The organism is Rhizobium pisi, assembly GCF_003938655.1.
In the GTDB taxonomy this organism is placed as follows: Bacteria; Pseudomonadota; Alphaproteobacteria; order Rhizobiales; family Rhizobiaceae; genus Rhizobium; species Rhizobium pisi.
The window spans coordinates 143,007-164,905 of the sequence record NZ_RJJT01000004.1 but is presented as its reverse complement, the minus strand read 5'-3'; the positions used below and the strand labels follow the sequence as shown (position 1 = coordinate 164,905).

The following is a 21,899-nucleotide window of genomic DNA, read 5'->3' as shown; positions in this document are numbered from 1 at the left end:
CATTAAAGTCCCCTCTGGACCTCTGGCAAAGGAGATGCAGAAAGCGTGCCAGATGGAAAATCCGGAGGAATAGGGCAAACACGCGTGGGATTGTTCCCTTGCGAGAAAACGTGCCTATACGCTGGGCGAAAGGCGATAGCACGCCGTGCCTTTTTGCACCTTATTTGATCAGGCCGATCCGCAGCGCCTTGGCGACGGCCTGGGTGCGATTGACCGTGTCGAGCTTCTTGGTGGCGCGGTTGAGGTAGTGATTGACCGTGTGCTCGGACAGCGTGAGAATCTCGGCGATTTCGGCACTGGTCTTGCCGGCCGCCGTCCAGTTGAGGCAATCGATCTCGCGGTCGGTCAGCGTATCGGTCATGCGCGTGTCGAGATGGCGGATCTCGGCGAGCCTGTCGAAGACATGGATAGCGATATAGCACAGCTCGCGCATTTCGGCCGCACTGAAGGGTTCGCGATCGCCCGCGAAAGAGACGGCGCCGCGCAGGCCGGAGGGCTCGTGTGTCGGGAAGTAGGCGGAGCGCATCATCTTGAAACGTTCGAACAGGGAGGTGACGAGGATGGACTTGCCATCGTCCCGCGGCCAACTCTGCCGCGACATGTCGAAGGAGAAGGGCCGCGCCGATGTTCTGAGGCGCCTGAGAACCGGGCTGTTCACCATCAGGCCTTCCTGGTCGTAGAGCGCCAGAAGCTCAGCCGGCCAGCTGGTGATGACGGTGCTGCCCTGAAGATCGAAAGAGGTGATCGGCGGCAGGTTGAGAACCATGAAGGCACGGCTGCGATAGGCTTCCGTCACGCGTTTCATGAAACGGAAAATATCGAACTGGGTCTTCAGGCCCGCTATTTCCTGAACATAATCGTCTTCTTCCGGGGATGTTTGCGACAAGTGTGCCATCACATTTCTTCATCTTCGGCCCAGCGGCCGGCAAACCATTTACGAAACCCCATGGGTGTTTCGATTGCATCAGGGAATGACGACCGCTTTGGATCACATGGGATCGGCCTCGGCGTTTCAGCGTATGGCCGTTGAACGGTTGTAGATTTCGCGGACCGTTCTAGTTGTGGTGATTCGCCGGTAAATCTCAATATCGCGCTCATCATAAGCATGCTCTGCGATCCCGTCCAGGAGCCGGCGGACGGCGATTTTTTCCCGTCAACGGCGCGGACCAAGACGAATGCGCATGCCTTCCATGATCCTCCCGGCCGCCAGTTGAACCGGAACGGCCCATTGGCGCAGAAGTTCCATCGACAATCGATAGGCCGGGCCGGTAATCGACACCCCGCCGATAAAAGTCCGGTCCTCCGACCAGATGGGCGCGGCGACGCAGCGGATGCCGGCCTCGTGCTCTTCACGGTCGAAGGCATACCCGAGATCGGCGATCTCACGGATCTCGGCGAGCAGGGTTTCAGCCGAAACATGGGTGGAGGCGGTAAATCGGGTAAAGCTCAAATCGGCCAGCAGATTGGCGAGGCTTTCGGCCGGAAGCCTGGAAAGCGCGGCCTTGCCGACGCCGGTGCAGTAACAGGGTGAAGCGTTGCCGATCTGCGAATACATCCGCACCGGCTGGCGGCCTTCGACCTTATCGAGGTAGATGATCGACGAGCCCCTGAGCACACCGAGATGGACCGTCTCGCCGGTCGCCTGCTGCAGATCGGCGAGATGCGGTTCTGCAATGAGACGGAATTCGTTGCGCGCCCAGCTGCGCGCGGCGAAATCGAGAAGGCGCAGGCCGGGAGCGTAGCGGCCGTCGACGTCGACCTCGATCAGCCCTTCCTCCACCAGGTGACCCAGCTGGCGGTGCAGCGTGCCGCGCGGCTGGCCAGCAAGGGAGAGAATATCGGTGAAGCGCAGCGGCGCATCGGCGTGGGTGACGAGGTCGAGCAGCACCATCAGCTTGCCGAGCGTGCCGGTCTCGCGTGCCTGCATTATACCATCACGGTTTGAATCCATCGCCTCGTCCGCCCTTGACAGAAAGGGCAGCATAATTCGATAATTCCATATAGTCAAATTAAGTTCCGAATAATGGAACAACCCGCCGGGAGGAGACGGTGACCGTAATGCCAGCACAATTTCCCGAATTCAGAGACCGCACCGTGCTCGTGACCGGCGGCGGGTCGGGCATAGGTGCCGCGATCGTCGAAGGTTTTGCCCGGCAAGGCGCCAAAGTCTCCTTCATCGATATCGCAGAAGCCGCAGGCGGCGCGCTTGCCGAAAGGCTGTCGCGGGAAACGATGCATCCCGTCTCCTTTCACCATGCCGACCTGCGCGACGTCGAGGCGATCCGATCTACGGTCGATAGCGTCGTTGCGACCTCCGGGCCGATCCGCGTGCTGGTCAACAATGCCGCCTGGGACGACCGTCATGAATTCGACGAAGTAACCGAGGCCTATTGGGATAACAACCAGGCGGTGAACCTGCGGCACGTCTTCTTTACGTCGCAGGCGGTGGCGCCGTCGATGCGGGCAGCCGGCGGCGGGGCGATCGTCAATATGTCATCGATCGCCTTCAAGCTGAATATGGGCGGGTTCCCCTCCTATGCCGCAGCGAAGGCAGCGGTCGTCGGGTTGACGAAGAGCATGGCTGGCAGGCTCGGGCCTGAGAATATCCGGGTCAACTGCATCCTGCCGGGCATGGTCGTCACCGAACGGCAGATGCAGCTCTGGCTGACCGAGGAGAGCATCGCGCGCTCGGTGGAGCAGCAGTGCCTGAAAGTCGCACTCACGGCCGATGCGATCGTCGGTCCTTGTCTGTTTCTTGCATCCGACTGCGCGGCGGCAATGACCGCCCAGTCCCTGATTGTCGATGGAGGCGTTCTGTAATGGTAAATCCCGCTTATGTGGCGGTCGACTGGGGCACCAGCAGCTTTCGGCTGTGGCTGATCGGCAAGGATGGCGCCATCCTTGCCGAACGCCGCAGCGGCGAAGGCATGACTAGCGCGGCAAAGACCGGCTTTTCCCAAGTGCTCGCCGGCCATCTTGCCGCCATCGAGGCACCGGAAAGCCTGCCGGTCATCATCTGCGGCATGGCGGGCGCAAGACAGGGCTGGGTCGAGGCCGGTTATATCGACGTGCCGGCCCCGCTCGCCGCGATCCTGACCGGCGCCGCCTCGGTGCCTGGGGAAAGTCGCGACATACGCATATTGCCAGGCCTTGCCCAGCGGGATACCGCCACTCCCGACGTCATGCGCGGCGAGGAAACCCAGCTTCTCGGCGCGCTTGGCTCCGCAAGTTCCGGCGCGCAAGCGGTCTGCATGCCGGGCACCCATTCGAAATGGGTGCATGTGAGCAACGGCAAAGTCACCGGTTTTTCGACCTTCATGACCGGCGAGCTTTTTGATGCGGTCAGCAAACACACGATCCTGTCGCATGCTGTAGCAGGTGCCGAAGAGCAGCCGGTCGACGCGGCAGCCTTCGAGGCGGCGGTGTCGGCCGCTTTCGCGCGCCCGGCGCTTGCCTCCAACCTGCTCTTTACCGCCCGCTCGGGCCAGCTCCTGCACGGGATATCGGCCGCTGCCGCGCAAGCCCGGCTTTCCGGCACGCTGATCGGCCTCGAGATCGCCGGCGCGTTGCAGGATGCGCCAAGCGGCACAGGCATCACCCTCGTCGCCTCCGGGCGCCTGCAAGCGCTCTACGAACAGGCCTTCAGAACTCTCTCCCTTGCCTTCACCGCCATTGATGCGGACGCCGCCGTGCGCCGCGGGCTTTCGGCCGCGGCCGAAGCCATCTGGCCGAATTGAGAAAGCTGACACGATGAACCGCATCTCCTTCCCCGACATGAAGCGCCCGCTGATCGCAATCCTTCGCGGCATCAGGCCTGAAGAGACCGAGAGCGTCGTCGGCGCCCTGATCGAAAACGGCCTGACGGCGATCGAGATCCCGCTGAATTCGCCGGAGCCGTTCAAATCCATCGAGATCGCCGTGAAGATGGCGCCGGCCGACGTGCTGATCGGCGCCGGCACCGTGCTGACGGCCGAAGCGGTCGACAGCCTGAACGCGGCCGGTGGCAAACTGCTCGTCACGCCGAATGTCGAGCCTGAGGTGATCATCCGGGCGCGCCAATACGGCATGGTGACGATGCCCGGTGTCTTCACGCCGACCGAGGCGCTGGCGGCAGCGCGCGCTGGCGCCACCGGCCTCAAATTCTTTCCTGCCAGCGTACTCGGTCCTTCCGGCATCACAGCGATCCGGGCCATCCTGCCGCCGGAGCTCACGATTGCCGCTGTGGGCGGCGTATCGGACAAGAATTTCGGCGATTACACCAAGGCCGGCATCTTCTCCTTCGGCCTCGGCACCAGCATCTACAAACCCGGAATGACCGCGTCAGAGGTTGCCGAGCGCGCCAAGGCGACCATTTACGCCTATGATGCAGCCATTGGGAGCGTGAACGTATGACCGATATCTACGATTTCGAGGGCAAGACCCTTTGCAACACCAATTCCGTTCTCGGCGAAGGCCCGACCTATGATCCGGACAGCAATACCGTCTGGTGGTTCAACATTCTCGGTAAGGAACTGCACGAGCTCAATCTTTCGAGCGGGCAGAAGAAGGTGCATCCGCTGCCCGTCATGGCGAGCGTGCTTGCCCGCATCGACGCCGGACGGCAACTGATCGCGACGGAGGAAGGGCTTTTCGTGCGTGACGTGGCCAGCGGCAACCTCACCTTCTACGCCGCGCTCGAAAACGACAAGCCGGAAAACCGTTCGAACGACGGACGCACCCATCCCTCCGGCGCGCTCTGGATCGGCACGATGAGCAAGCGGGCGGAAAACCAGGCCGGCGCCATCTATCATGTCGCTAGCGGCAAGGTGACGAAGATCTTCAACGGCATCAGCATCCCAAATTCGATCTGCTTCTCGCCTGACGGCACGACCGGCTATTACACGGATTCCCGCATCAACCGGCTGATGCGCGTCATGGTCGATCCGCAGACCGGCCTGCCCTCGGGCGAGCCGATCGTGCTCGTCGACAGCATGAACGAACCAGGCGATATCGACGGTTCGGTGGTCGATGCCGATGGTTATATCTGGAATGCACGCTGGGGCGCCGGCGTCGTCGACCGCTACAATCCCGATGGCCTGCGCATTTCGCGCTACAAGGTTCCGGCCGTGCAGCCCTCCTGCCCGGCTTTCATCGGCGCCAACGCTGACCGGCTGGCAGTGACCACCGCCTGGGAAGGGCTCGACGAGCATGCTCGTTCGGCGCAGCCCAGCGCCGGCGCGCTTCTGGAGCTTGGCATCGAGGTCAAAGGCATATTCGACCCCGTCTACGTCATCTGAATGTCGTTTGCCGGCGGCAACGAGAGGCGCTCCGGACCGGGGCGCCTTTTGCTTTTCGTTGCCGGCTTCTCGATAAATGTTCCGTGAAAATCGAGAAATTTTCCGTGTTTTCAGCCGGAACCAATCTGCACACCAGTCATTTCCTCTTCGAACCGACACGGTAAGCATGCCCAAAATGAGCCTTGCCGGGTCAGCGATTACTCTAGGGAAATGAAAAGGCAGGTTCGAAATGACAAGCAAACTTCTGACGACTGTTGCCGCTGGCGCCCTGTTTGCCACGGCTTTCGCACCGGCGGCATTTTCGCAGGCGGCCCCAAAGCCGGCGGATCCCGCCGCTCCGACGCAGGCAGCTCCGGCTGATCCGGCAGCACCCAAGCCGCCGATAACCCCTGATGTCACGAAGCCCGCAGGCGATGCCGCACAGGCTCCCGCTCCGGCACCGACAGCCGATACGGCTCAGGCCGGCTACATCACAGAGCAGGCTCCGGACCAGATCAGCGCCAATACCTACATTGGCCAGTCGGTCTATAACGGCAACAATGAAAGCATCGGCAGCGTCAACGACCTGATCATGAAGAAGGATGGCGGCCTTGTCGCTGCGATCATCGGCGTGGGCGGTTTCCTCGGCATTGGCGAAAAGAACGTCGCCGTGCCGATGGAAAAGATCACCGTCGCCCAGAACACGCAGGACGGCAGCGTCAAGCTGACGACGAGCGAAACGGCCGAATCGCTGAAGGCCGCACCTGAGTTCAAGACGCTGGCAATGCAGTCGGCTGAAAAGGCTCCAGCCGCGACCGGCACCGATACCACGGCAACCGGCTCGACCACGGCTAAGTAAATCCGCGCGCGCGGTAGTATAGCGTAGGCGATGGCGCTCCTAGGGGCGCCATTGCTTTGTTTCCGCGAACGACTCGGAAATCTCTACGCGCTGACACGCTCGGTCACGGCTGAGTCGTAGTAATTCTCGTGCAGGAAGCGCAGCGTGGCTATTCCATCGGCCGGCCGGCCGAAGTGATAGCCTTGCCCCATGCCGCAGCCGAGCGTGCGCAATTTCACCGCTTCGGCATAATCCTCGATGCCCTCCGCGACGACTTCTAGTTCCAGGCCCTCGCACATGGCAAGGATCGCCTTGATGATGTGTTCGGAGGCGCGGTCGGAATTGATGCGCGAAACGAAGGCGCGGTCGATCTTGATCTTGTCGAAGATGAAGTCGCGCAGGCGCCCGAGACTCGACTGGCCAGTGCCGAAATCGTCAAGCGAAATGCGCACACCGGCGGCGCGCAGATCAGCGATGATGCGATGAGCGGTGTCGGCCGAACCCATGACCGCGGTTTCGGTGATCTCCAACTCCAGGCGATGCGGATCGAGGCCGACACGGCCGAGGATCGACAGGACGCTGCTGCTTGTGCCCGGATCCATCAGCTGGGCCGAGGAGAGATTGAACGACAGGAAGAGGTCGCGCGGCCAGGAAAGTGCTGCTTCGGCAGCCTTGCGCAGCAGCGCCTCCGATAGTGCGTCGATGAAGCCGCGCTCTTCGGCGAGCGGCACGAAGACGCCGGGCGAAACGAAGCCGAGATCGGGATCGTTCCAGCGGGCGAGCGCCTCGAAACCGACCACCTGATTGTTGGACAAGGAGACGATCGGCTGAAAATGCACATCGATCGCATCGGAGATGATAGCGTTTCTGAGCGCCTGCTCCAACTGCGTCGCGCGCTTCATTTCCTGCGCGATCTCACGCGAATAGACAGTAATCTGGCCGCGGCCGCGGCGCTTGGAACGGTAGAGCGCGGTTTCGGCGCTCTTCAGCAGTTCCTCGCAATCCTCGCCCGCAAAGGGGTAGATGGAAAAGCCGAAGGAGGCGGAGAGACGAACGTTGCGATCACCGAGATCATAAGGCGCCGACAGGACCTCGCGGATCATCTGGCCGAACTTCTCGGCACTCGCCCGTTCGAATATCAGCGGCAGCACGAAGGCGAATTCGTCACCGTCGTGGCGGGTGACCAGCGCACCATCCGGAATGCAGGCCTTGAGGCGATGGGCGACCTGGCAGAGGATTTCGTCGCCGGCGGCCGAGCCGAACAGATCGTTGATCGGCTTGAAGCTGTCGAGGTTGGCAATGCCGATGGTGAAGGGAGCCGGATCGCTGGCCCGCTCGGCGGAAATCTGCTGCACCTTTTCCCGCATACGATTGCGGTTTCCCAATCCGGTCAACGGATCGGTATAGGTCATTGCCTGAGGCTCATTCTGACTGCCGGTCAAGAAAGCTATTTCCGCCGATTTCATCATCCAAACCCAAGCTTTTCCTCCACAGGCATGCGAAGAATGACCGGCATGTCTTAACATTTCGATAGTAAATCAGCAGTCGTCGCCGCTCGGACGTTCCCCAAAATCTGGGGAGTTGACCGATCTTTCGATTAGTTTCGAGCCCTCATCGCCTCTTCAATTAGATACTTCTGAAATACGGTCTCGAGCATATCGGGGCTGACCGGTTTCATAATGACGTCGTCCATGCCCGATTTGACGCATTCGGTGCGGTCACGCTCGAAGGCCTGGGTCAGCACGCCGATGATCGGGGTGTGGACCTCGCCGCCAGCTTCCTCCATCTGGCGAATGAGGCGCGCGGCCTCGAAGCCGTTGAAGCCCGGCAGGGAGATATCCATCAGCACGATCTGCGGCCGGTGTTCGGCCCAGAGGCGCACGACCTCGTCGCCGGTCGCCGCGATCATATGGCGGTAGCCGAGGCCCTCGAGGATCTGCGAAAAGACGATCTGGTTGATATCGTTGTCCTCGGCCACGAGAACCTCCAGGCCGACCACCTCGTCGGAGGTGCTGATCTCCCAATCGGTGTCCGCACCGGCGCCGCCGCGGCCATTACGATTGAAGTGGCGGGCGATCTGGAAGGTGAGCTCGTTGGCGATCTGGAAACCGTCCATGACGAGCGCCGGGATGCCGTATTGCTCGGCGAGTTCGAGGCAGCGCATGCCCATCTGGTTATCGATGATCAGCAGATCGAGCGAAATGCCGGAGGAGGTGGCGATTTCCAGGAACCGCTCCTCCTCGTCCTCGCCGCGCACTGAGCAGGATTCGAAGCCGTATTTCGACAGCGTGCGCAGGGCGGCGGTTTCGGCGGCGAGATCGGCAGTCACGACGAGGATCTTGCGGCCAGAGAAATTTTCCGGAACGATCGCTTCCATCGCCGCCGGTTCGCGCCGCTCGACGGGGCTCGGCACCGGCAGATAGGCCCGGCGGTAGCTTTGATTGCTTGACGTGGTAATCGCGGACGCCCGGTCGAACTCGTCGAGATCGGCACCGTCGCGCGGCAGGTCCTGCATGGTCGACACCAGGAAATAGCGGCCGGGCTTGCCAATGCGGTGCTTGCGGCTGACGATGTCGCGCTCGATGCCGTCGCGGGAGATCTGGCGCTGGCGGGAGACGGACATCTCACCGGTCTCCAGCACATGACGATCGCTTTCCTCGAAGCGATTGGCGATCTCCTGGGAAAAAAGATCGCCGCTTTTGCGGCCGAGCACCTCGTCGGCAGTCGTCTGGTATTTCTCGCAGAAGGCGAGGTTTACGGCGACATAGGTGAGGTTGCGGTCCTTGACGAAAAGCGGAAACGGAAGATTGTCGAGAATATCCTCTGTGAGCTGCACGCGCTCCAGATCCGAACGCCATTGCTCTTCGCGCTTCTTGTCCTCGGAAATATCAGAAATGATGGTGACGCCGTACCCGCCCGGCAGCCTGCGTTTGACGAAGCGCACCCAGCTGTCGGTGCCGTGACGCTCGACGGCGTCGAAGCGCTCGCGCCAATGCGAGGCGATTTTCTGCGACAGCCAATCTTCGCGGCTGAGCGAACCGCCCTTCCTGACGTCATACTGCTGGCGAATGCCGGTATCGTAGATCGCACCGAGGAAATCGCGGAGCCTTGTGCCCGGTTTCAGCATTTCGGGTGGCAGCGGAAAGAATTCGAGGATCTGACGGCTGGCGAAGATCAGATGGTCGGTCTTGTCATAGATGATGAAAGCCGCCGAAAGGCTGTCGCACACCACATCGAAAAGCGCCGTCTGCAGATCGGCCTCGGCGGAATTCCCGTCGGTTTCCGATGATGTGTCCGCCTTTTCGAAGCCGGCACTCATTCTATTGCGTCCCACATCTGTTCGATTTCACAGCTTCCGGAGGTATGTGATTAGAAATGCCATTTTTATGTTAAAACCGGCTTAACATTACCCGTTCCCGAAATTAGCGGAGTTCCGGATCACGGTTCCGGGAAAGCCCATCGACCCCCTTCCCTCCAGCCCGCGAATCCTCGAAAATAACCCATGGCCATCAGACAGCTTTCCGAAACGCTCATTAACCAGATCGCCGCTGGCGAAGTCATCGAACGGCCTGCGAGCGCTGCCAAGGAACTGATCGAAAACGCGCTCGATGCGGGTGCGACGCGTATCGAGATCGCCACAGCTGGCGGCGGCAAGGCGCTCTTGCGCGTCAGCGACAACGGCTCGGGCATGGACGCGACCGATCTCGAACTGGCGGTCCGGCGCCACTGCACCTCGAAGATTTCAGAGACGCTCGAGGATATCCGCACGCTTGGCTTCCGGGGCGAGGCGCTGCCTTCGATCGGCTCCGTCGCAAGGCTCAGCATCGCAAGCCGCAGACGCGACAGCACTGAGGGTAACGAGATCGCCGTTGCCGGCGGCAAGATCGTGCATCTGAGGCCTGCCGCCGCCAATCCCGGCACGATCGTCGAAGTGCGGGACTTGTTCTTCGCCACCCCTGCCCGGCTCAAATTCCTGAAGACGGAAAAGGCCGAAGCCGGCGCCATCACCGAAATCGTCAAGCGCATGGCGATCGCCTTTCCCGCCGTCCGCTTCGTGCTGTCGGGCTCTGACCGCACGACGCTGGAATTTCCCGCGACTGGCGACGATCACCTGGCGCGCATGGCGCAGGTGCTCGGCAAGGAATTCCGCGACAATGCCATTGCGCTCGACGCTGAGCGCGAGGACGTCTCGCTCACCGGCTTTGCCGGCGTGCCGACCTTCAATCGTGGCAACTCCGCCCATCAATATGCCTTCGTCAACGGCCGGCCGGTGCAGGACAAGCTGATCCTCTCGGCGATCCGTGGCGCCTATGCCGAGACGATCCCATCGGGACGCTATCCGGTTGCGGTGCTGTCGATCACGCTCGATCCGGCTCTCGTCGACGTCAATGTGCATCCGGCGAAATCCGACGTGCGTTTCCGCGATCCGGGCTTGGTGCGCGGGCTGATCGTCGGCGCGATCCGTGAAGCCTTGGCGCGCGACGGCAGCCGGGCAGCGACGACGGGAGCGAGCGACATGCTTCGCTCCTTCCGCCCCGGCTTCCAGCCGAACGTGCAGCGGCCGCAGGGCGGATGGTCGGCCGAGACTTCGCCATCCCGGCCCTACCAGCAGCCCACACATTTCGCCGAGCGGCCGCAGGCTTCCTTCGAGGGGCTTTCGACGCCAACGGCGCAGGCCGAACCGCAGCCCTCCATGTCGCCGGCAACCCCGGAATCCATCACGCGATATCCGCTCGGCGCGGCGCGAGCGCAGATCCATGCGAACTACATCGTCGCCCAAACCGAAGACGGCCTCGTCATTGTCGACCAGCATGCCGCGCACGAGCGGCTGGTCTTCGAAGCGATGCGCAAGGCGCTGCATTCGAAGCGGCTGGCTTCGCAGGTGCTGCTCATCCCCGAGATCGTCGACATTCCCGAAGAGGATTGCGATAGGCTGATGCAGCATGCGGTAGAGCTTGCCGAACTCGGCCTGGCGATCGAGCGTTTCGGTCCAGGTGCTATCGCAGTGCGCGAGACGCCTGCCATGCTCGGCGAGGTCGATGCGGGCGGTCTCATCCGCCAGCTTGCCGATGAGATTGCCGAATGGGATACCGCGTCCGGCCTGTCGGCCAGGCTCGAATATGTGGCTGCGACCATGGCCTGCCACGGATCGGTGCGCTCCGGACGGCGGTTGCGGCCGGAGGAAATGAACGCGCTGCTCCGCGAAATGGAAGTGACGCCCGGCTCCGGCCAATGCAACCACGGACGGCCGACCTATATCGAACTGAAGCTCAGCGATATCGAACGGCTTTTCGGCAGAAGCTAAAAAAGCTGGAAAAGCAGCCTTTGCGGGAGTAAGGCAGACTAAAGCGTGTCGCGATCTTTCAGATTCGCTTGCCACGCTTTAGGCATTTGGTGTTCCGCATGTCGTGATCGCAAAACCGCGGCACACTTTTGCGCGACATGCTTTAATGACAGACTGCAGGGAACGGAGCGCATGAATTTGTTCGAAGGGCACGGAAACCGCGAAGCGAAGATCCGGTATCTCGATGGCGATTTCCAGATTCTCTCGCCCGGCTCCTATGTCGTCTGCGCGATGACAGGCAAACAGATCCCGCTCGACGAGCTGCGCTACTGGAGCGTTGCACGGCAGGAACCCTACGCCGATGTCATGTCATCGCTCGAAGCCGACAAACGCGCCGGCGTGCTGCCGAACCAGCGGCGCTAGAAATTGCGATCCGCTGCGCGGCAGACGCGACTGTGGTGCCGTCGGAGGTTCTGGCTGAGATGGTTCTCCGACCCGCAGCCCGGAGCTGCTGCAGGGAGAATATTCACTCTGGTCACCCGGCGACTTGAAGTATCATAGGCTCTCCAGACTAGCAAACTGGCTCCGGGCCGCAGGGTTCGACGATATCAATCCCGACAACGGGTGAGGTTTGACTCTGCCGCCTACGCGGTCGGCAGAGGGTAATGATTCACTTGAATTTTGCCATATTCTCAGGCGTCACGAGCGCAGCGCCGGAGTCGATCAAAGACTCAACCTTCTCTCCACGAATCGATTTTACCAGCGCATCCACACCGAGTTCAGCCATCTTGGTGGGGAACTGTGCCACTGACGCATCCTCGATCCCACTCTTCAGCGCCTCCTCTTCGCCGCAGCAGAAGTCGAAACCGACCAGCACAATCTTGTCGTTGGCAATGCCGGCGTTCTTGATGGCGCGTGCCGCGCCAGCAGCGGGCGGGCCGCAAGCCGCATAAATGGCCTTAAGGTCCGGGTTCTTCGTCAGCAGATCCTCGGCGACACTGATCCCGAGTTCCTCGGTGCAGTTTGTTGCGCCTTTCCCCACTATCTTTACGTCAAGACCATTCAGCCCTTCAAGCATACCCTTCACACGATCATCAAGTGCCGGCACGCCGGGCACACCCTCGAGAATCCCGAGCGTGTCGCCGGCTTTAAGAACAGTTTTGAGATATTCGCCGGCGATTTTGCCGGCGGCGAAATTATTGGTCGTGGCAAGCGCCGTCCTGCCGTTCCAATCCGGAATATTGTTATCCATCAGCACGACCTTGATCCCGGCCGCCACCGCCTTGTCCAGGGCAGTCGACACGGTGGGATCGACGGGGGTAAGGGCAATGCCCTGCACGCCTCGTGTCACCATCGACTCGATCTGGGCAATCTGGCCCTCGATGTCGGTTGCTGATGTCCCCTGCCCGTAGATGATCTCGACGCCGGGATTTCTCTTCGCATAATCCTTTGCGGCGTTCTCCATTGTGGCGAAGAACGGTACAGGGAATTTGGTTATAAAGCCAAGCTTCACCGGCTCCTGCGCCAAGGCCGGAACTGCAGCGACGGCCAGGAGCGCAAGAGCTCCCAGCAGGGATTGCGGTTTCATGATATGCCTCCCATGTTTCGACCGCCCTCCTCTAGAGCGATCTCGTTGTCCGCTGCCCCGACGAAGCAGCGATCTCCCTTAAACCTCCGCCCCGACAATCATCGCGACAATGTCCTGCTTGTTCGCTTCCGTCGGCTTCAGTTCACCCACCTTGCGACCCTGCCGCAGCACAACCGCCCGATCGGCGATTTCGACGACATGTTCCATATTGTGCGTGATGATGATCACGGCATTGCCGTCGGCTTTGAGCTGATTGATAAGGTCGAGAACTTGGCGAGACTCGCGAAGCCCGAGGGCAGCCGTTGGCTCATCGAGAACCACCAGCTTGCGCGCAAAAACAATGGCGCGCGCGACCGCGATCGCCTGTCGCTGCCCACCGGACATCAGCGCGACCGGCGCGTCGAACCTCGGCAGCTTAACCTTCAGACGATCGATGACACTTGCTGCTTCCCGCTTCATCACGCCCGTGTTGAGGAAGCGGAGCGGACGCGGCAGCCAGGAGGGGAAAGAGATTTCTCGTCCGCAATAGAAATTCTGTACGGGGGTCAGGTTGTCGAAAAGCGCCAGATCCTGATAGACGGTTTCAATACCGGCGCGGCGGGCGGCCGCCGTTGAATGGAGCGATACAGGCGCACCATCCACGAGGATCTCTCCTTCGTCGAGACTATGAAGCCCACTGATGCATTTGACGAGCGTCGACTTGCCGGCACCATTGTCCCCCAGGAGAGCGGTTACCTCGCCTGCATAGGCATCAAAGCTTACATTTTTCAGGGCATGGATCGCGCCAAAGCGCTTCTGCGCGTTTCGAACCGAAAGTGCCGGTGTTGTGGATGCAGGGTTCATTGTACTCTCGCCGATTGAAGCACGCGCGCCCGCGCCTCGAGATGATTGCGAAGCACATCGGCCTCTACGGCGATAACGATGACGAGCCCAATCGCGATCATTTGAAAGAACACGTCGACCCCGAGAAGGTTAAGGGCGTTGCGGATGACGCCGATCAGCACGGCGCCGATCAGGGCGTGGCCGAGATGGCCTCGTCCGCCAAGGAAGCTAGCGCCACCGATAATCACCGCAGCAATCGTGTCGAGCTCCAAAAGATTGCCGTAGATCGGCGAGGCGGCGGCGGTCCGTCCCGCAAGTAGCACCGCGCCGACACCTGCGCAAAAGCCTGAGACAATGTAGGTTGCGAGCAGAACGCCCTTTACCGGTATACCCATGCTTCTGGCGGCATTCGGCGCGCCGCCGACCGCATAGATCCATCGGCCACAGACCATCGACTTCGTCAGGATCAGAAAAAGTAGCCCGAACATCGCAACGACAAAGAAGGAATTGGGCACACCAAGCGTCGTCCCGCCGCCGATCGCAGTCACTGCATCGGGCATCCCGCGCATGGTGGTGTGGCCGGGCGCCAATGCAAGTGCCAGGCCGCGGCAGATACTCAAGCTCGCGAGTGTAATGATGAAGGGGTGTGGCAGCCGCCCATAGACAAACACCACGCCGTTCACCGCGCCGACAGCCGCACCCGCAAGCAGCATGGCCACAATGACGACGATCGAGGAATCAACCTGCTGGTAGACCAGCCCGCCGATGACCGTCGCGAGCGCAAGATTCGAGCCGACAGACAGATCGATCCCGCGCGTTAGGATAACGAGCTGCTGCCCCATTGCCACAACGGCAATCACTGCCGTCTGCGCCAGGATGTTCCCGAGGTTAATGGGCTTTAGAAAAGCCGGCGTGATCAAACTAACGACGGCGATGAGCATAATGAGGATCAATAATGGGCCCAGGCTCAATAGCTTCAGCCCCAATGTGATGCCAGATTGTCTCGGATGGAAGGTTGCATCCTGCGAACCACCAGGCCGCGACGAATTCTGAGGCAGAATCCCGGAGTCTTCCAAATTCCCCTAGCCTCCCCCGTTTTTTATACATAAGAAACATATGATACACGTGGGTCAACTTGTTTTTTATAGATATATAACCATCTCTAGGATTGCGTCATGAGAACAGATACAACCTTCAAGAGAGCATTCAACGACATGATCGATATCATTCGGACGCTCGATCTCGGGGAGGAATTGCCGTCGGAAAACGCCCTGCGCGCCCAACTCGGCGTGAGCAGAACGACGGTGCGGAAGGTGCTGGCCGGGATGTCCGCCCGTGGGATCATCATATCTGAAGCGCACAGGCGGATCATAGGTGAGCAGCCGCTACAGGCGGAGCGCTATCCGAAGGAAGAGACCTTAGCCATTTCGGAACAGGTCGAGACGAGTTTCATGGAATGGATGCTGCGCGACAATGCCTGTCCGGGCACCGAAATCAATGAGGCGGAATTGGCCAGGAAATTCGGCGTCGCGACAACGATCGTGCGTGAATTTCTCAATCGATTTCAAAAATATGGGCTGATCGAGAAGCGTCAGAATGCAGGCTGGATTTTTAAAGGGTTCACCGCGAATTTCGCACTCGAACTGTTCGAAATCAGAGAGATGTTCGAAATGCGCTCCGCACGACTGTTCGCTACCCTGCCCGACAGCTCGCCGGTCTGGAAGCAGGTCCGTGCCATACGGGCAGCGCATTTGGAACTGCTCGCGGATATCGACGCTCGGTTTCAGGATTTCTCGGAGCTGGACAGCCGCTTCCATCGGCTGATTGCGGCAGTCTCGCCAAACCGCTTTATCGAAGGCTTCCAAGACGTGATAGCCATGGTCTTCCACTATCACTATCAGTGGAACAAGCGTGATGAACGCACGCGGAATGAGATCGCCATCAGGGAACATCTCGCGCTGATCGACGCCCTCGAAAGCCGCAATATCGCCTTGATCGATCGCGCCTGCCGGTCGCATCTGACCTCCGCCCGCGAAACTTTGCTTCGCTCGATCGTATGAGGAGCGTTGCTCCATCAGCATCCTCCGAGCGGATCGAGCCTTCAGGAGCGTCGCCGCAGTGCCACTGCAGCAGCCCACTAGAGCGGGTCGGCCTTGCCTGGACTTGCTTTAACCCCGGCCTTGATTTCCCGCAGGCGCCGCTCCCGGCAGGCGGCGATCGCCCGGTCGATGATGAGGCTTGGTGCGCTGTGATCCTCGAACACCATGTCGACCTCGATCACCCTGCTCTTTTCGGCAAGCCGCTCCGCCTTGCCGTGATGGCCGGAGAGGCGGACGAAATCCTTGGAGGTGGTGACGATCAAAAGCCCCTGCCCGTCGGCGGTCGTCAGGATGTCGTCGATCTCCTCCTCGGTCAGGTGCTCGTGGTCCCCGAAGGATTTGGCGACGACGATTTCGGCGCCGCGTGATTCCACAGTGCGGAAGAATTTGGCCGGATCGGCGATGCCGGCGAAAGCAAGCACCTTCGCGCCGGCAAGCGTATTGTCGCTGCGCACTTTCAGCGATGCGGTGAAATAGGGTTTTGCCGCACGCGCCGCCATTCGGACGATCCTGTCGGCAGCATTGCCGCCGCCGACCTTGAGCAGCGCCGTGGCATAGCGCAGCTGCTGGCGGATCGGCGCGCGCACCGGACCGCCCGGCACGATATGACCATTGCCGAGACCGCGCGTCGCATCGATGACGAGCAGGGCATAGTCGATCGCCAGCCGGGCACTCTGGAAACCGTCATCCATGATGATGAGATCGGCGCCCTCCGCCACCAGGCGCTGAGCCCCTTCGACGCGCCTGCGGGAAATCACCGTCAGCGCCTCCTGGGCGAGCAGCAACGGCTCGTCGCCGACGGCCACCGCCCGGTGATGATCGGGATCGACCACCGTCGTTACATCGAGCGAGCCGCCATAACCCCGGCTGAGGAAACCGGGCTTCAGCCCCTTCGCCTTGGCGGCGCGGGCGATCGTCAACGCGGTCGGCGTCTTGCCGGCGCCGCCGACGGTGAAGTTGCCGACGCAGATGACGGGAATGGGAACAGAGGCGCGGCGCGCATAGGCCATGCGATGACCTGCGATGCGGCCGTAGAGAAAGGAAAGCGGCAGCAACAGCCAGGCCCGCCAGTCGGCCTTCCTCCACCAGAACGGCGGCGCTTCGGATATCATCTTGCCGTCCTGCTCCCCTGCCCGCCTTGTTCCCCCGCGGTCCCGAATGCAAAACCGCTGTGCATTTTTGCTGGAATTGCTCCAGCCGCAGCCAGCCCCTTGCGTTTCGACCGGCCGGATTGAGAAGCTAAAATCGGTGAAAATGCAAGCCCTTACCGGTCAGGCAGGCTGCAGATCCGGCAGCAGCGTCTCGATGGCGGTGATGTCGTCGAGCACATGATCGGCCGCGGCGGCAAGCGATTCCCGCGAACCGGTGCCCGTCAGCACTGCGATCCTCAGCCCCGCACCGGCATTCAGACCCATGTGCAGATCGTGGTTGTTGTCGCCGACCATGGCGATTTCGTCAGGCGAAAGGCCGGTCGCGGCACAGAAGCCGAGCACCATGCCGGGCTCCGGCTTGACGCCGAAACCACTGTCGTAACCGGCGATATAGTCGACATAGCGGGCAAAACCAAAACGTTCCGCCGTCTGGCGGATCGAGCGTTCATTGTCGCTGGAGGCGACCCCGAGCTTGAAGCCGCGCTGATGCAGCCGGGCAAAGAAGCCGGCGAGATCGGTCACCGGCACGGAAAATTGGGCAGCATGGGAAAAGAGTTCGTCGAGGCGGATCGTCAGCTCGTCGACATCGACCATCGAGCCCGCTGCCACGAGACCTTCGGCGATCTGGCGGGTATTGCCGGCGGCAAGCAGGCTGTCGGGAACGATATGACCGGTCGCGGGATCCATGCCGCAGGCCGAAAGCAGCCGGTCGGCGAGCGCCTGATCCCCCTTGGCGGCGATGCGGGCAAGCTCCCGGTTCACCGGCAGCCAGCTTTCGTCATAATCGAGCAGTGTACCGTCCTTGTCGAAGAGGATGCCTTTGATACCAGCCGCGGCCAAAATTGCGCCTCCTCAGACCTGCGCCACGGCCTTCGGCAACAGCCGCGCCTTGACCGTCAGGGGATTGATATAGGGCTCCAGCCCCTTCACCGTCGCCGTCAAAGCCCCGCGCATCTCATGCACGGCGGTGATGCCGGCCTCGATCATGTTGCGACGGGCTTCGTCGTTGGTCAGCAAATAATGCACGCCCTTGGCCAGCATTTCGGTATCGCGCACCATGCGGGCGCTGCCACTGCGGGCGAGTTTCTGATAGGCCTCGCGAAAATTCTGCACATGACCGCCGGAGAGGATGGCGCAGCCGAGCATGGCGGGCTCCAGCGGATTTTGACCACCTTCGGCAAAGAGCGAGCGCCCGACGAACGCGATTTCCGTCAGTCTCAAATAGAGGCCCATTTCGCCGATCGTATCGCCGAGGAAGATATCGACATCGGCGGACAAGGCATCGTCGCGGGTGCGGCGCGCGACCTTCAGCCCGTGCTTGACCAGCGCCGCCTCGATCTCGTCGCTGCGCTCGGGATGGCGCGGCACGATGATCGTCAATTGACGATCGCGCTCCTTGAGCGCGCGATGAACGATGGCCGCAGCGTTCTCCTCGCCGTCGAAGGTCGAGATCGCCGCCCAGGTCTTGCGCTCGCCGATCTGCTTCTTGTAGCGAGCAAGGACAGCGCTGTCATAAGGCGGTGCGTCGGTATCGACCTTCAGATTGCCCGAGGTGATGACGGGGACCGCACCAAGATCGCGGAAACGCTCGGCATCGACATCCGACTGGGCAATGACGAGGGCGAGATTTTCGAACAGGGCTTCGGCGATCGCAGGGCGGCGGCGCCAGCGGGCGAAAGAGCGGTCCGACATGCGGGCATTGATCAGGATTTGCGGAATGCGGCGGCGGCCGAGTTCCAGAACCGTTGCCGGCCAGATCTCGGATTCGGCGATGATGGCGCAGTCGGGCTGCCAATATTCGAGAAAGCGGCTGACGGAGGGTTTCAGGTCGAGCGGCACATATTGGTGGATCGCTTCGTTGCCAATGCGCTCGGCAGCGAGCTTGGCTGATGTGATGGTGCCGGTCGTCAGAATGACATGGATGTCGCGACGGCGGATTTCGCGGATCAGCGGGATGACGGCGTTGGTTTCGCCCACACTTGCTGCGTGGAACCAGACGAGCGGCCCCTGCGGCCGGTTGGCGCTCGGATAGCCGAAGCGTTCCAGGCGGCGCGCGCGGTCTTCCTTGCCCTTGGCCGTGCGGTAGGTGAGATAGAGGCCGACAACGGGAGAGGCCACGGTTCCCGCCAGACGATATGCGCTCAGACCGAACCGCGCTATACGGGAACTCATTGCGCCAGCCTCCGATCAAAAGCGATCGACATCAACCCCATTCCCCAATCATCGTTGCGGCCGGAATGACCGATTAATTTGTTCAGAATGCGTCAAACAAACCGATCGAAGGGAGCTCGATGTACGAAATCCCCGCTCGACGAGCGGTTGACCGGCCGCATGTGCCAGGGTCAGTTGCCCTTCGACTGCGGATCAAGCAGACGATGCATGTGGACGATGAAGTAGCGCATATGCGCATTGTCGACCGTCTGCTGCGCCTTCGCCTTCCAGGCTGTCAGCGCCGTGGCATAATCGGGGAAAATGCCGACGATATCGAGACCGTTCAGATCACGGAACTGGACGTCATCGAGGCTTTCCAGTTCGCCACCAAAAACGAGATGCAAAAGCTGCTTCTTGTCACCGGAGTCAGTCATTTTCTTGTTCTCTTTCTGCCTATTCTCCTCCGACACCTCATCTGCGGGATTTTGACGAAAACGTCAACTGTCTCGTCGCCCCGTAAAGGCTGCGAGAAATTCGGTGAGACGGGGTTCTGAAGCCGCGCAAAGCGCCTCGTGGGTGACGTTGGCGAGATTGTAGACGACCGGTTTGCCGGCGAGGTCGACGAGGCCGCCGCCGGCGCAGGCGAGGATCAGATCGGCAGCGGCAAGGTCCCAATCATGCGAATTGCCCTTGACGAAGGTGCCTTCGAGACGTCCGTCGGCCACCATGGCGATGCGGTAGGCGAGCGAGGGAATGTATTTCTCGCGCCTGACCCGGTCGCGGAACTCCGGCGGCAAGGTTTTCAACACGTCTTCACCGATCGCGAGGCGGCTGATCTCCTCCGGTCCCGCGGCCGAAACGATCAGGGGCACACCGTTCTTCAGCGCCACACCACCCTCGATGGCCTCATAGAGTTCTTCGAGCGCCGGCGCATAGAGCACGCCGGCCACCGGCCGGCCGCGATGAACGACGGCAACGCTGACGCACCAGACCTTCTGCCCGCCGAGAAAGGCGCGCGTGCCGTCGATCGGGTCGACGATGAACAGCGTCTCGCGGGAGAGCCGGTCGGCGGCGTCCTCGGTTTCCTCCGACAGCCAGCCATAATCCGGCCGGGCCTTGCGCAGGATGGTTTCGAGCGTCTTGTTGGCGGCGAAATCGGCGGCGCTGACCGGAGAGCGGTCCTCGTTCTTCCACCAGACCTCGGGCGACTGGTTGAAGAAGCTGAAAGCGACCGCGCCCGCCTCTTTCGCGGCATCGGCGATCAGCGCGAGATCGCTCTGCCAGCGGGCTTTATCCAAGTCGCTCATTGCGTCTATCCGTTTCTCAACGCCCGGCGAGCGTCATGCCTTCGATGGCGAAGGTGGGGGCGGCGACGCCGAACTTGCGATCTATGTCGTTTGCCAGCGTCAGGCGCATGAACATGTCCTTGAGGTTCGAGGCGATCGTCACCTCGGAAACCGGGAAGGTCAGTTCGCCGTTCTCGATCCAGAAGCCGGTCGCGCCGCGGCTGTATTCACCGGTGATCATGTTGACGCCGTGGCCGATCAATTCGGTGACATAAAAACCGTTGCCGACGCTACGGATCAGTTCCTCCGGCGAGATGTCGCCGGGCTCGAGGGCGAGGTTGGTCGAGGAAGGCGTCACGGCGCTGCCGCCGCGCACGCCGCGGCCGTTGGTCTCAAGGCCGAGCTCACGACCGGTCGAAGTCGAGAGGAACCAGTGCTTCAGAACCCCGTCCTCGATCATGACAAGCCGTTCGCCGGACACGCCCTCGCCGTCGAAGGGCCGCGAGGAGGGCCCACGCACGATCAGCGGATCGTCGGTGATCGACAGACCCGATTTCAAAACTTGCTGGCCCATCTTGTCACGCAGGAAGCTCGTCTTGCGGGCAACAGCGGCGCCGTTGATCGCGCCGGCGATATGGCCGACGAAACCACGGGCGACACGCGGATCGAAGATGACGGTGACGCCCTTGCCGGTCGGCACCTGGCGCGGATTGATGCGCTTTACCACCCGTTCGCCGGCGCGGCGACCGATCTCCGAGGGATCGTCCAGTTCGCCATAGTAGAGACGGCTATCGAAATCATAGTCGCGCTCCATACCCGTGCCTTCGCCCGCGATGACGCTGACGGAATGGCCGAAACGGGAAGCCATGTAGCTGCCCGAAAAACCGTGCGAGGTGGCAAGAACCAGGCCGCCCATGCCGGCGGACGCACCGGCGCCGGAAGAATTAGTGACGCCCTCGACCGCAAGGGCCGCCGTCTCGGCCGCAAGAGCTGCCTCGCGCAGCATCTCGGAGGAGACTTCCGTGGTGTCGAGCAATTGCAGATCGGGATAGGATTTCGAGAGGTTCGCCTCATCGGCCAGGCAGGCGAAAGGGTCTTCCGGCGAAACTTTCGCCATGGCGACGGCGCGTTCGGCAAGCGCCTGAAGATCGAAGCCCGGATTGGCCGAAACGCTGGCGACCCGCTTGCCGATGAAGACGCGCAGCGAGAAGTCGTCGCTTTCGGAGGACTCCGTTCCCTCGACCTTGCCGAGGCGTACGCTGACCGATTGCGAGCGCGACCGGACGACAACGGCGTCGGCGGCGTCGGCCCCGGCCTTTTTTGCCAGATCGATCAATTGACTTGCACGGGAAAGAAGTGTCGAGGAATCGATTTCAGAGGACATGATTTGGCCTTTCCTTCGGCTTCCATTTATTGTGCACTCTC

21 protein-coding genes are annotated in these 21,899 nt (G+C 61.3%); 8 read left to right on the top strand and 13 right to left on the bottom strand.

Features of this window, described 5'->3' with window-relative positions; all coding sequences use genetic code 11:
* Positions 1-160: 160 nt before the first annotated feature.
* Together EFD55_RS07130 and EFD55_RS07125 are read right to left on the bottom strand one after the other, a co-directional pair.
* Positions 161-895 (bottom strand): LuxR family transcriptional regulator, encoded by a 735-nt coding sequence (locus tag EFD55_RS07130; protein ID WP_125843906.1) that lies wholly within the window; start codon positions 893-895, stop codon positions 161-163.
* A 258-nt stretch (positions 896-1,153) separates the two neighbouring features.
* Entirely contained in the window at positions 1,154-1,951 is a 798-nt protein-coding gene (locus EFD55_RS07125; RefSeq protein WP_125843905.1) for an IclR family transcriptional regulator, read from the bottom strand.
* 107 nt (positions 1,952-2,058) lie between these two features.
* Between EFD55_RS07125 and EFD55_RS07120 the strand changes: the two genes are divergently transcribed.
* The 5 genes from EFD55_RS07120 to EFD55_RS07100 all read left to right on the top strand — a co-directional run bounded on the left by EFD55_RS07120 (position 2,059) and on the right by EFD55_RS07100 (position 6,114).
* Entirely contained in the window at positions 2,059-2,820 is a 762-nt protein-coding gene (locus tag EFD55_RS07120; protein WP_125843904.1) for an SDR family NAD(P)-dependent oxidoreductase, read from the top strand.
* A complete protein-coding gene (locus EFD55_RS07115; protein WP_125843903.1) occupies positions 2,820-3,737 on the top strand; it encodes a 2-dehydro-3-deoxygalactonokinase in 918 nt (305 codons plus the stop codon). The genes EFD55_RS07120 and EFD55_RS07115 overlap by 1 nt, the downstream gene beginning before the upstream one ends.
* A 13-nt stretch (positions 3,738-3,750) precedes the next feature.
* Entirely contained in the window at positions 3,751-4,392 is a 642-nt protein-coding gene (locus EFD55_RS07110; RefSeq protein WP_125843902.1) for a 2-dehydro-3-deoxy-6-phosphogalactonate aldolase, read from the top strand.
* A complete protein-coding gene (locus tag EFD55_RS07105) occupies positions 4,389-5,276 on the top strand; it encodes an SMP-30/gluconolactonase/LRE family protein (protein ID WP_125843901.1) in 888 nt (295 codons plus the stop codon). Before EFD55_RS07110 ends, EFD55_RS07105 begins: the two co-directional genes overlap by 4 nt.
* A gap of 229 nt (positions 5,277-5,505) precedes the next feature.
* Positions 5,506-6,114, top strand: coding sequence for a PRC-barrel domain-containing protein (locus EFD55_RS07100; protein ID WP_125843900.1), 609 nt, complete (start codon positions 5,506-5,508; stop codon positions 6,112-6,114).
* Positions 6,115-6,197: 83 nt separating this feature from the next.
* On the opposite strand, the gene EFD55_RS07095 is transcribed toward EFD55_RS07100, so the two are convergent.
* Together EFD55_RS07095 and EFD55_RS07090 are read right to left on the bottom strand one after the other, a co-directional pair.
* Positions 6,198-7,562 (bottom strand): putative bifunctional diguanylate cyclase/phosphodiesterase, encoded by a 1,365-nt coding sequence (locus tag EFD55_RS07095; protein WP_125843899.1) that lies wholly within the window; start codon positions 7,560-7,562, stop codon positions 6,198-6,200.
* Positions 7,563-7,690: 128 nt separating this feature from the next.
* Positions 7,691-9,412, bottom strand: a complete 1,722-nt coding sequence (locus EFD55_RS07090; protein ID WP_125843898.1) for a response regulator — start codon at positions 9,410-9,412, stop codon at positions 7,691-7,693.
* Between the two features lie 183 nt (positions 9,413-9,595).
* Here EFD55_RS07090 and mutL point away from each other — a divergent pair, with 183 nt between their 5' ends.
* Complete coding sequence (gene mutL, locus EFD55_RS07085) at positions 9,596-11,398, top strand: DNA mismatch repair endonuclease MutL (RefSeq protein WP_125843897.1); 1,803 nt, start codon at positions 9,596-9,598, stop codon at positions 11,396-11,398.
* Between the two features lie 171 nt (positions 11,399-11,569).
* Complete coding sequence (locus tag EFD55_RS07080; protein WP_125843896.1) at positions 11,570-11,800, top strand: DUF2093 domain-containing protein; 231 nt, start codon at positions 11,570-11,572, stop codon at positions 11,798-11,800.
* Positions 11,801-12,047: 247 nt separating this feature from the next.
* On the opposite strand, the gene EFD55_RS07075 is transcribed toward EFD55_RS07080, so the two are convergent.
* From EFD55_RS07075 to EFD55_RS07065, 3 genes are all read right to left on the bottom strand, one after another.
* Positions 12,048-12,965, bottom strand: coding sequence for a sugar ABC transporter substrate-binding protein (locus EFD55_RS07075; protein ID WP_125843895.1), 918 nt, complete (start codon positions 12,963-12,965; stop codon positions 12,048-12,050).
* Between the two features lie 78 nt (positions 12,966-13,043).
* Positions 13,044-13,808 (bottom strand): ATP-binding cassette domain-containing protein, encoded by a 765-nt coding sequence (locus EFD55_RS07070; RefSeq protein WP_125843894.1) that lies wholly within the window; start codon positions 13,806-13,808, stop codon positions 13,044-13,046.
* Positions 13,805-14,863 carry an ABC transporter permease gene (locus tag EFD55_RS07065; protein WP_183736676.1) on the bottom strand — a complete coding sequence of 353 codons (1,059 nt, stop codon included), beginning with the start codon at positions 14,861-14,863 and terminating at the stop codon, positions 13,805-13,807. Before EFD55_RS07065 ends, EFD55_RS07070 begins: the two co-directional genes overlap by 4 nt.
* Before the next feature lie 99 nt (positions 14,864-14,962).
* Between EFD55_RS07065 and EFD55_RS07060 the strand changes: the two genes are divergently transcribed.
* Complete coding sequence (locus tag EFD55_RS07060; protein ID WP_125843893.1) at positions 14,963-15,847, top strand: GntR family transcriptional regulator; 885 nt, start codon at positions 14,963-14,965, stop codon at positions 15,845-15,847.
* A 77-nt stretch (positions 15,848-15,924) separates the two neighbouring features.
* Here EFD55_RS07060 and lpxK read toward each other — a convergent pair whose 3' ends face one another.
* The 6 genes from lpxK to EFD55_RS07030 all read right to left on the bottom strand — a co-directional run bounded on the left by lpxK (position 15,925) and on the right by EFD55_RS07030 (position 21,858).
* Entirely contained in the window at positions 15,925-16,998 is a 1,074-nt protein-coding gene (gene lpxK, locus EFD55_RS07055; protein ID WP_125843892.1) for a tetraacyldisaccharide 4'-kinase, read from the bottom strand.
* Positions 16,999-17,157: 159 nt separating this feature from the next.
* A complete protein-coding gene (locus EFD55_RS07050) occupies positions 17,158-17,880 on the bottom strand; it encodes an HAD family hydrolase (protein ID WP_125843891.1) in 723 nt (240 codons plus the stop codon).
* Positions 17,881-17,889: 9 nt separating this feature from the next.
* Complete coding sequence (gene waaA / locus EFD55_RS07045; protein ID WP_125843890.1) at positions 17,890-19,209, bottom strand: lipid IV(A) 3-deoxy-D-manno-octulosonic acid transferase; 1,320 nt, start codon at positions 19,207-19,209, stop codon at positions 17,890-17,892.
* 170 nt (positions 19,210-19,379) lie between these two features.
* Positions 19,380-19,622 carry a DUF4170 domain-containing protein gene (locus tag EFD55_RS07040; RefSeq protein ID WP_125843889.1) on the bottom strand — a complete coding sequence of 81 codons (243 nt, stop codon included), beginning with the start codon at positions 19,620-19,622 and terminating at the stop codon, positions 19,380-19,382.
* A 63-nt stretch (positions 19,623-19,685) separates the two neighbouring features.
* The gene (locus tag EFD55_RS07035; protein WP_125843888.1) at positions 19,686-20,495 is read right to left on the bottom strand and encodes a 3'(2'),5'-bisphosphate nucleotidase CysQ; all 810 of its coding nucleotides are present in this window, start codon (positions 20,493-20,495) and stop codon (positions 19,686-19,688) included.
* A 16-nt stretch (positions 20,496-20,511) separates the two neighbouring features.
* The gene (locus tag EFD55_RS07030; RefSeq protein ID WP_125843887.1) at positions 20,512-21,858 is read right to left on the bottom strand and encodes a TldD/PmbA family protein; all 1,347 of its coding nucleotides are present in this window, start codon (positions 21,856-21,858) and stop codon (positions 20,512-20,514) included.
* Between the last annotated feature and the right edge of the window lie 41 nt (positions 21,859-21,899).

What these genes read in the sequence shown, in the direction of transcription:
- EFD55_RS07130 (WP_125843906.1), bottom strand. Translation starts at nt 895, where the DNA reads ATGGCACACTTGTCGCAAACATCCCCGGAAGAAGACGATTATGTTCAG.
- EFD55_RS07125 (WP_125843905.1), bottom strand. Translation starts at nt 1,951, where the DNA reads ATGGATTCAAACCGTGATGGTATAATGCAGGCACGCGAGACCGGCACG.
- EFD55_RS07120 (WP_125843904.1), top strand. Translation starts at nt 2,059, where the DNA reads ATGCCAGCACAATTTCCCGAATTCAGAGACCGCACCGTGCTCGTGACC.
- EFD55_RS07115 (WP_125843903.1), top strand. Translation starts at nt 2,820, where the DNA reads ATGGTAAATCCCGCTTATGTGGCGGTCGACTGGGGCACCAGCAGCTTT.
- EFD55_RS07110 (WP_125843902.1), top strand. Translation starts at nt 3,751, where the DNA reads ATGAACCGCATCTCCTTCCCCGACATGAAGCGCCCGCTGATCGCAATC.
- EFD55_RS07105 (WP_125843901.1), top strand. Translation starts at nt 4,389, where the DNA reads ATGACCGATATCTACGATTTCGAGGGCAAGACCCTTTGCAACACCAAT.
- EFD55_RS07100 (WP_125843900.1), top strand. Translation starts at nt 5,506, where the DNA reads ATGACAAGCAAACTTCTGACGACTGTTGCCGCTGGCGCCCTGTTTGCC.
- EFD55_RS07095 (WP_125843899.1), bottom strand. Translation starts at nt 7,562, where the DNA reads ATGATGAAATCGGCGGAAATAGCTTTCTTGACCGGCAGTCAGAATGAG.
- EFD55_RS07090 (WP_125843898.1), bottom strand. Translation starts at nt 9,412, where the DNA reads ATGAGTGCCGGCTTCGAAAAGGCGGACACATCATCGGAAACCGACGGG.
- mutL (WP_125843897.1), top strand. Translation starts at nt 9,596, where the DNA reads ATGGCCATCAGACAGCTTTCCGAAACGCTCATTAACCAGATCGCCGCT.
- EFD55_RS07080 (WP_125843896.1), top strand. Translation starts at nt 11,570, where the DNA reads ATGAATTTGTTCGAAGGGCACGGAAACCGCGAAGCGAAGATCCGGTAT.
- EFD55_RS07075 (WP_125843895.1), bottom strand. Translation starts at nt 12,965, where the DNA reads ATGAAACCGCAATCCCTGCTGGGAGCTCTTGCGCTCCTGGCCGTCGCT.
- EFD55_RS07070 (WP_125843894.1), bottom strand. Translation starts at nt 13,808, where the DNA reads ATGAACCCTGCATCCACAACACCGGCACTTTCGGTTCGAAACGCGCAG.
- EFD55_RS07060 (WP_125843893.1), top strand. Translation starts at nt 14,963, where the DNA reads ATGAGAACAGATACAACCTTCAAGAGAGCATTCAACGACATGATCGAT.
- lpxK (WP_125843892.1), bottom strand. Translation starts at nt 16,998, where the DNA reads ATGATATCCGAAGCGCCGCCGTTCTGGTGGAGGAAGGCCGACTGGCGG.
- waaA (WP_125843890.1), bottom strand. Translation starts at nt 19,209, where the DNA reads ATGAGTTCCCGTATAGCGCGGTTCGGTCTGAGCGCATATCGTCTGGCG.
- EFD55_RS07040 (WP_125843889.1), bottom strand. Translation starts at nt 19,622, where the DNA reads ATGACTGACTCCGGTGACAAGAAGCAGCTTTTGCATCTCGTTTTTGGT.
- EFD55_RS07035 (WP_125843888.1), bottom strand. Translation starts at nt 20,495, where the DNA reads ATGAGCGACTTGGATAAAGCCCGCTGGCAGAGCGATCTCGCGCTGATC.
- EFD55_RS07030 (WP_125843887.1), bottom strand. Translation starts at nt 21,858, where the DNA reads ATGTCCTCTGAAATCGATTCCTCGACACTTCTTTCCCGTGCAAGTCAA.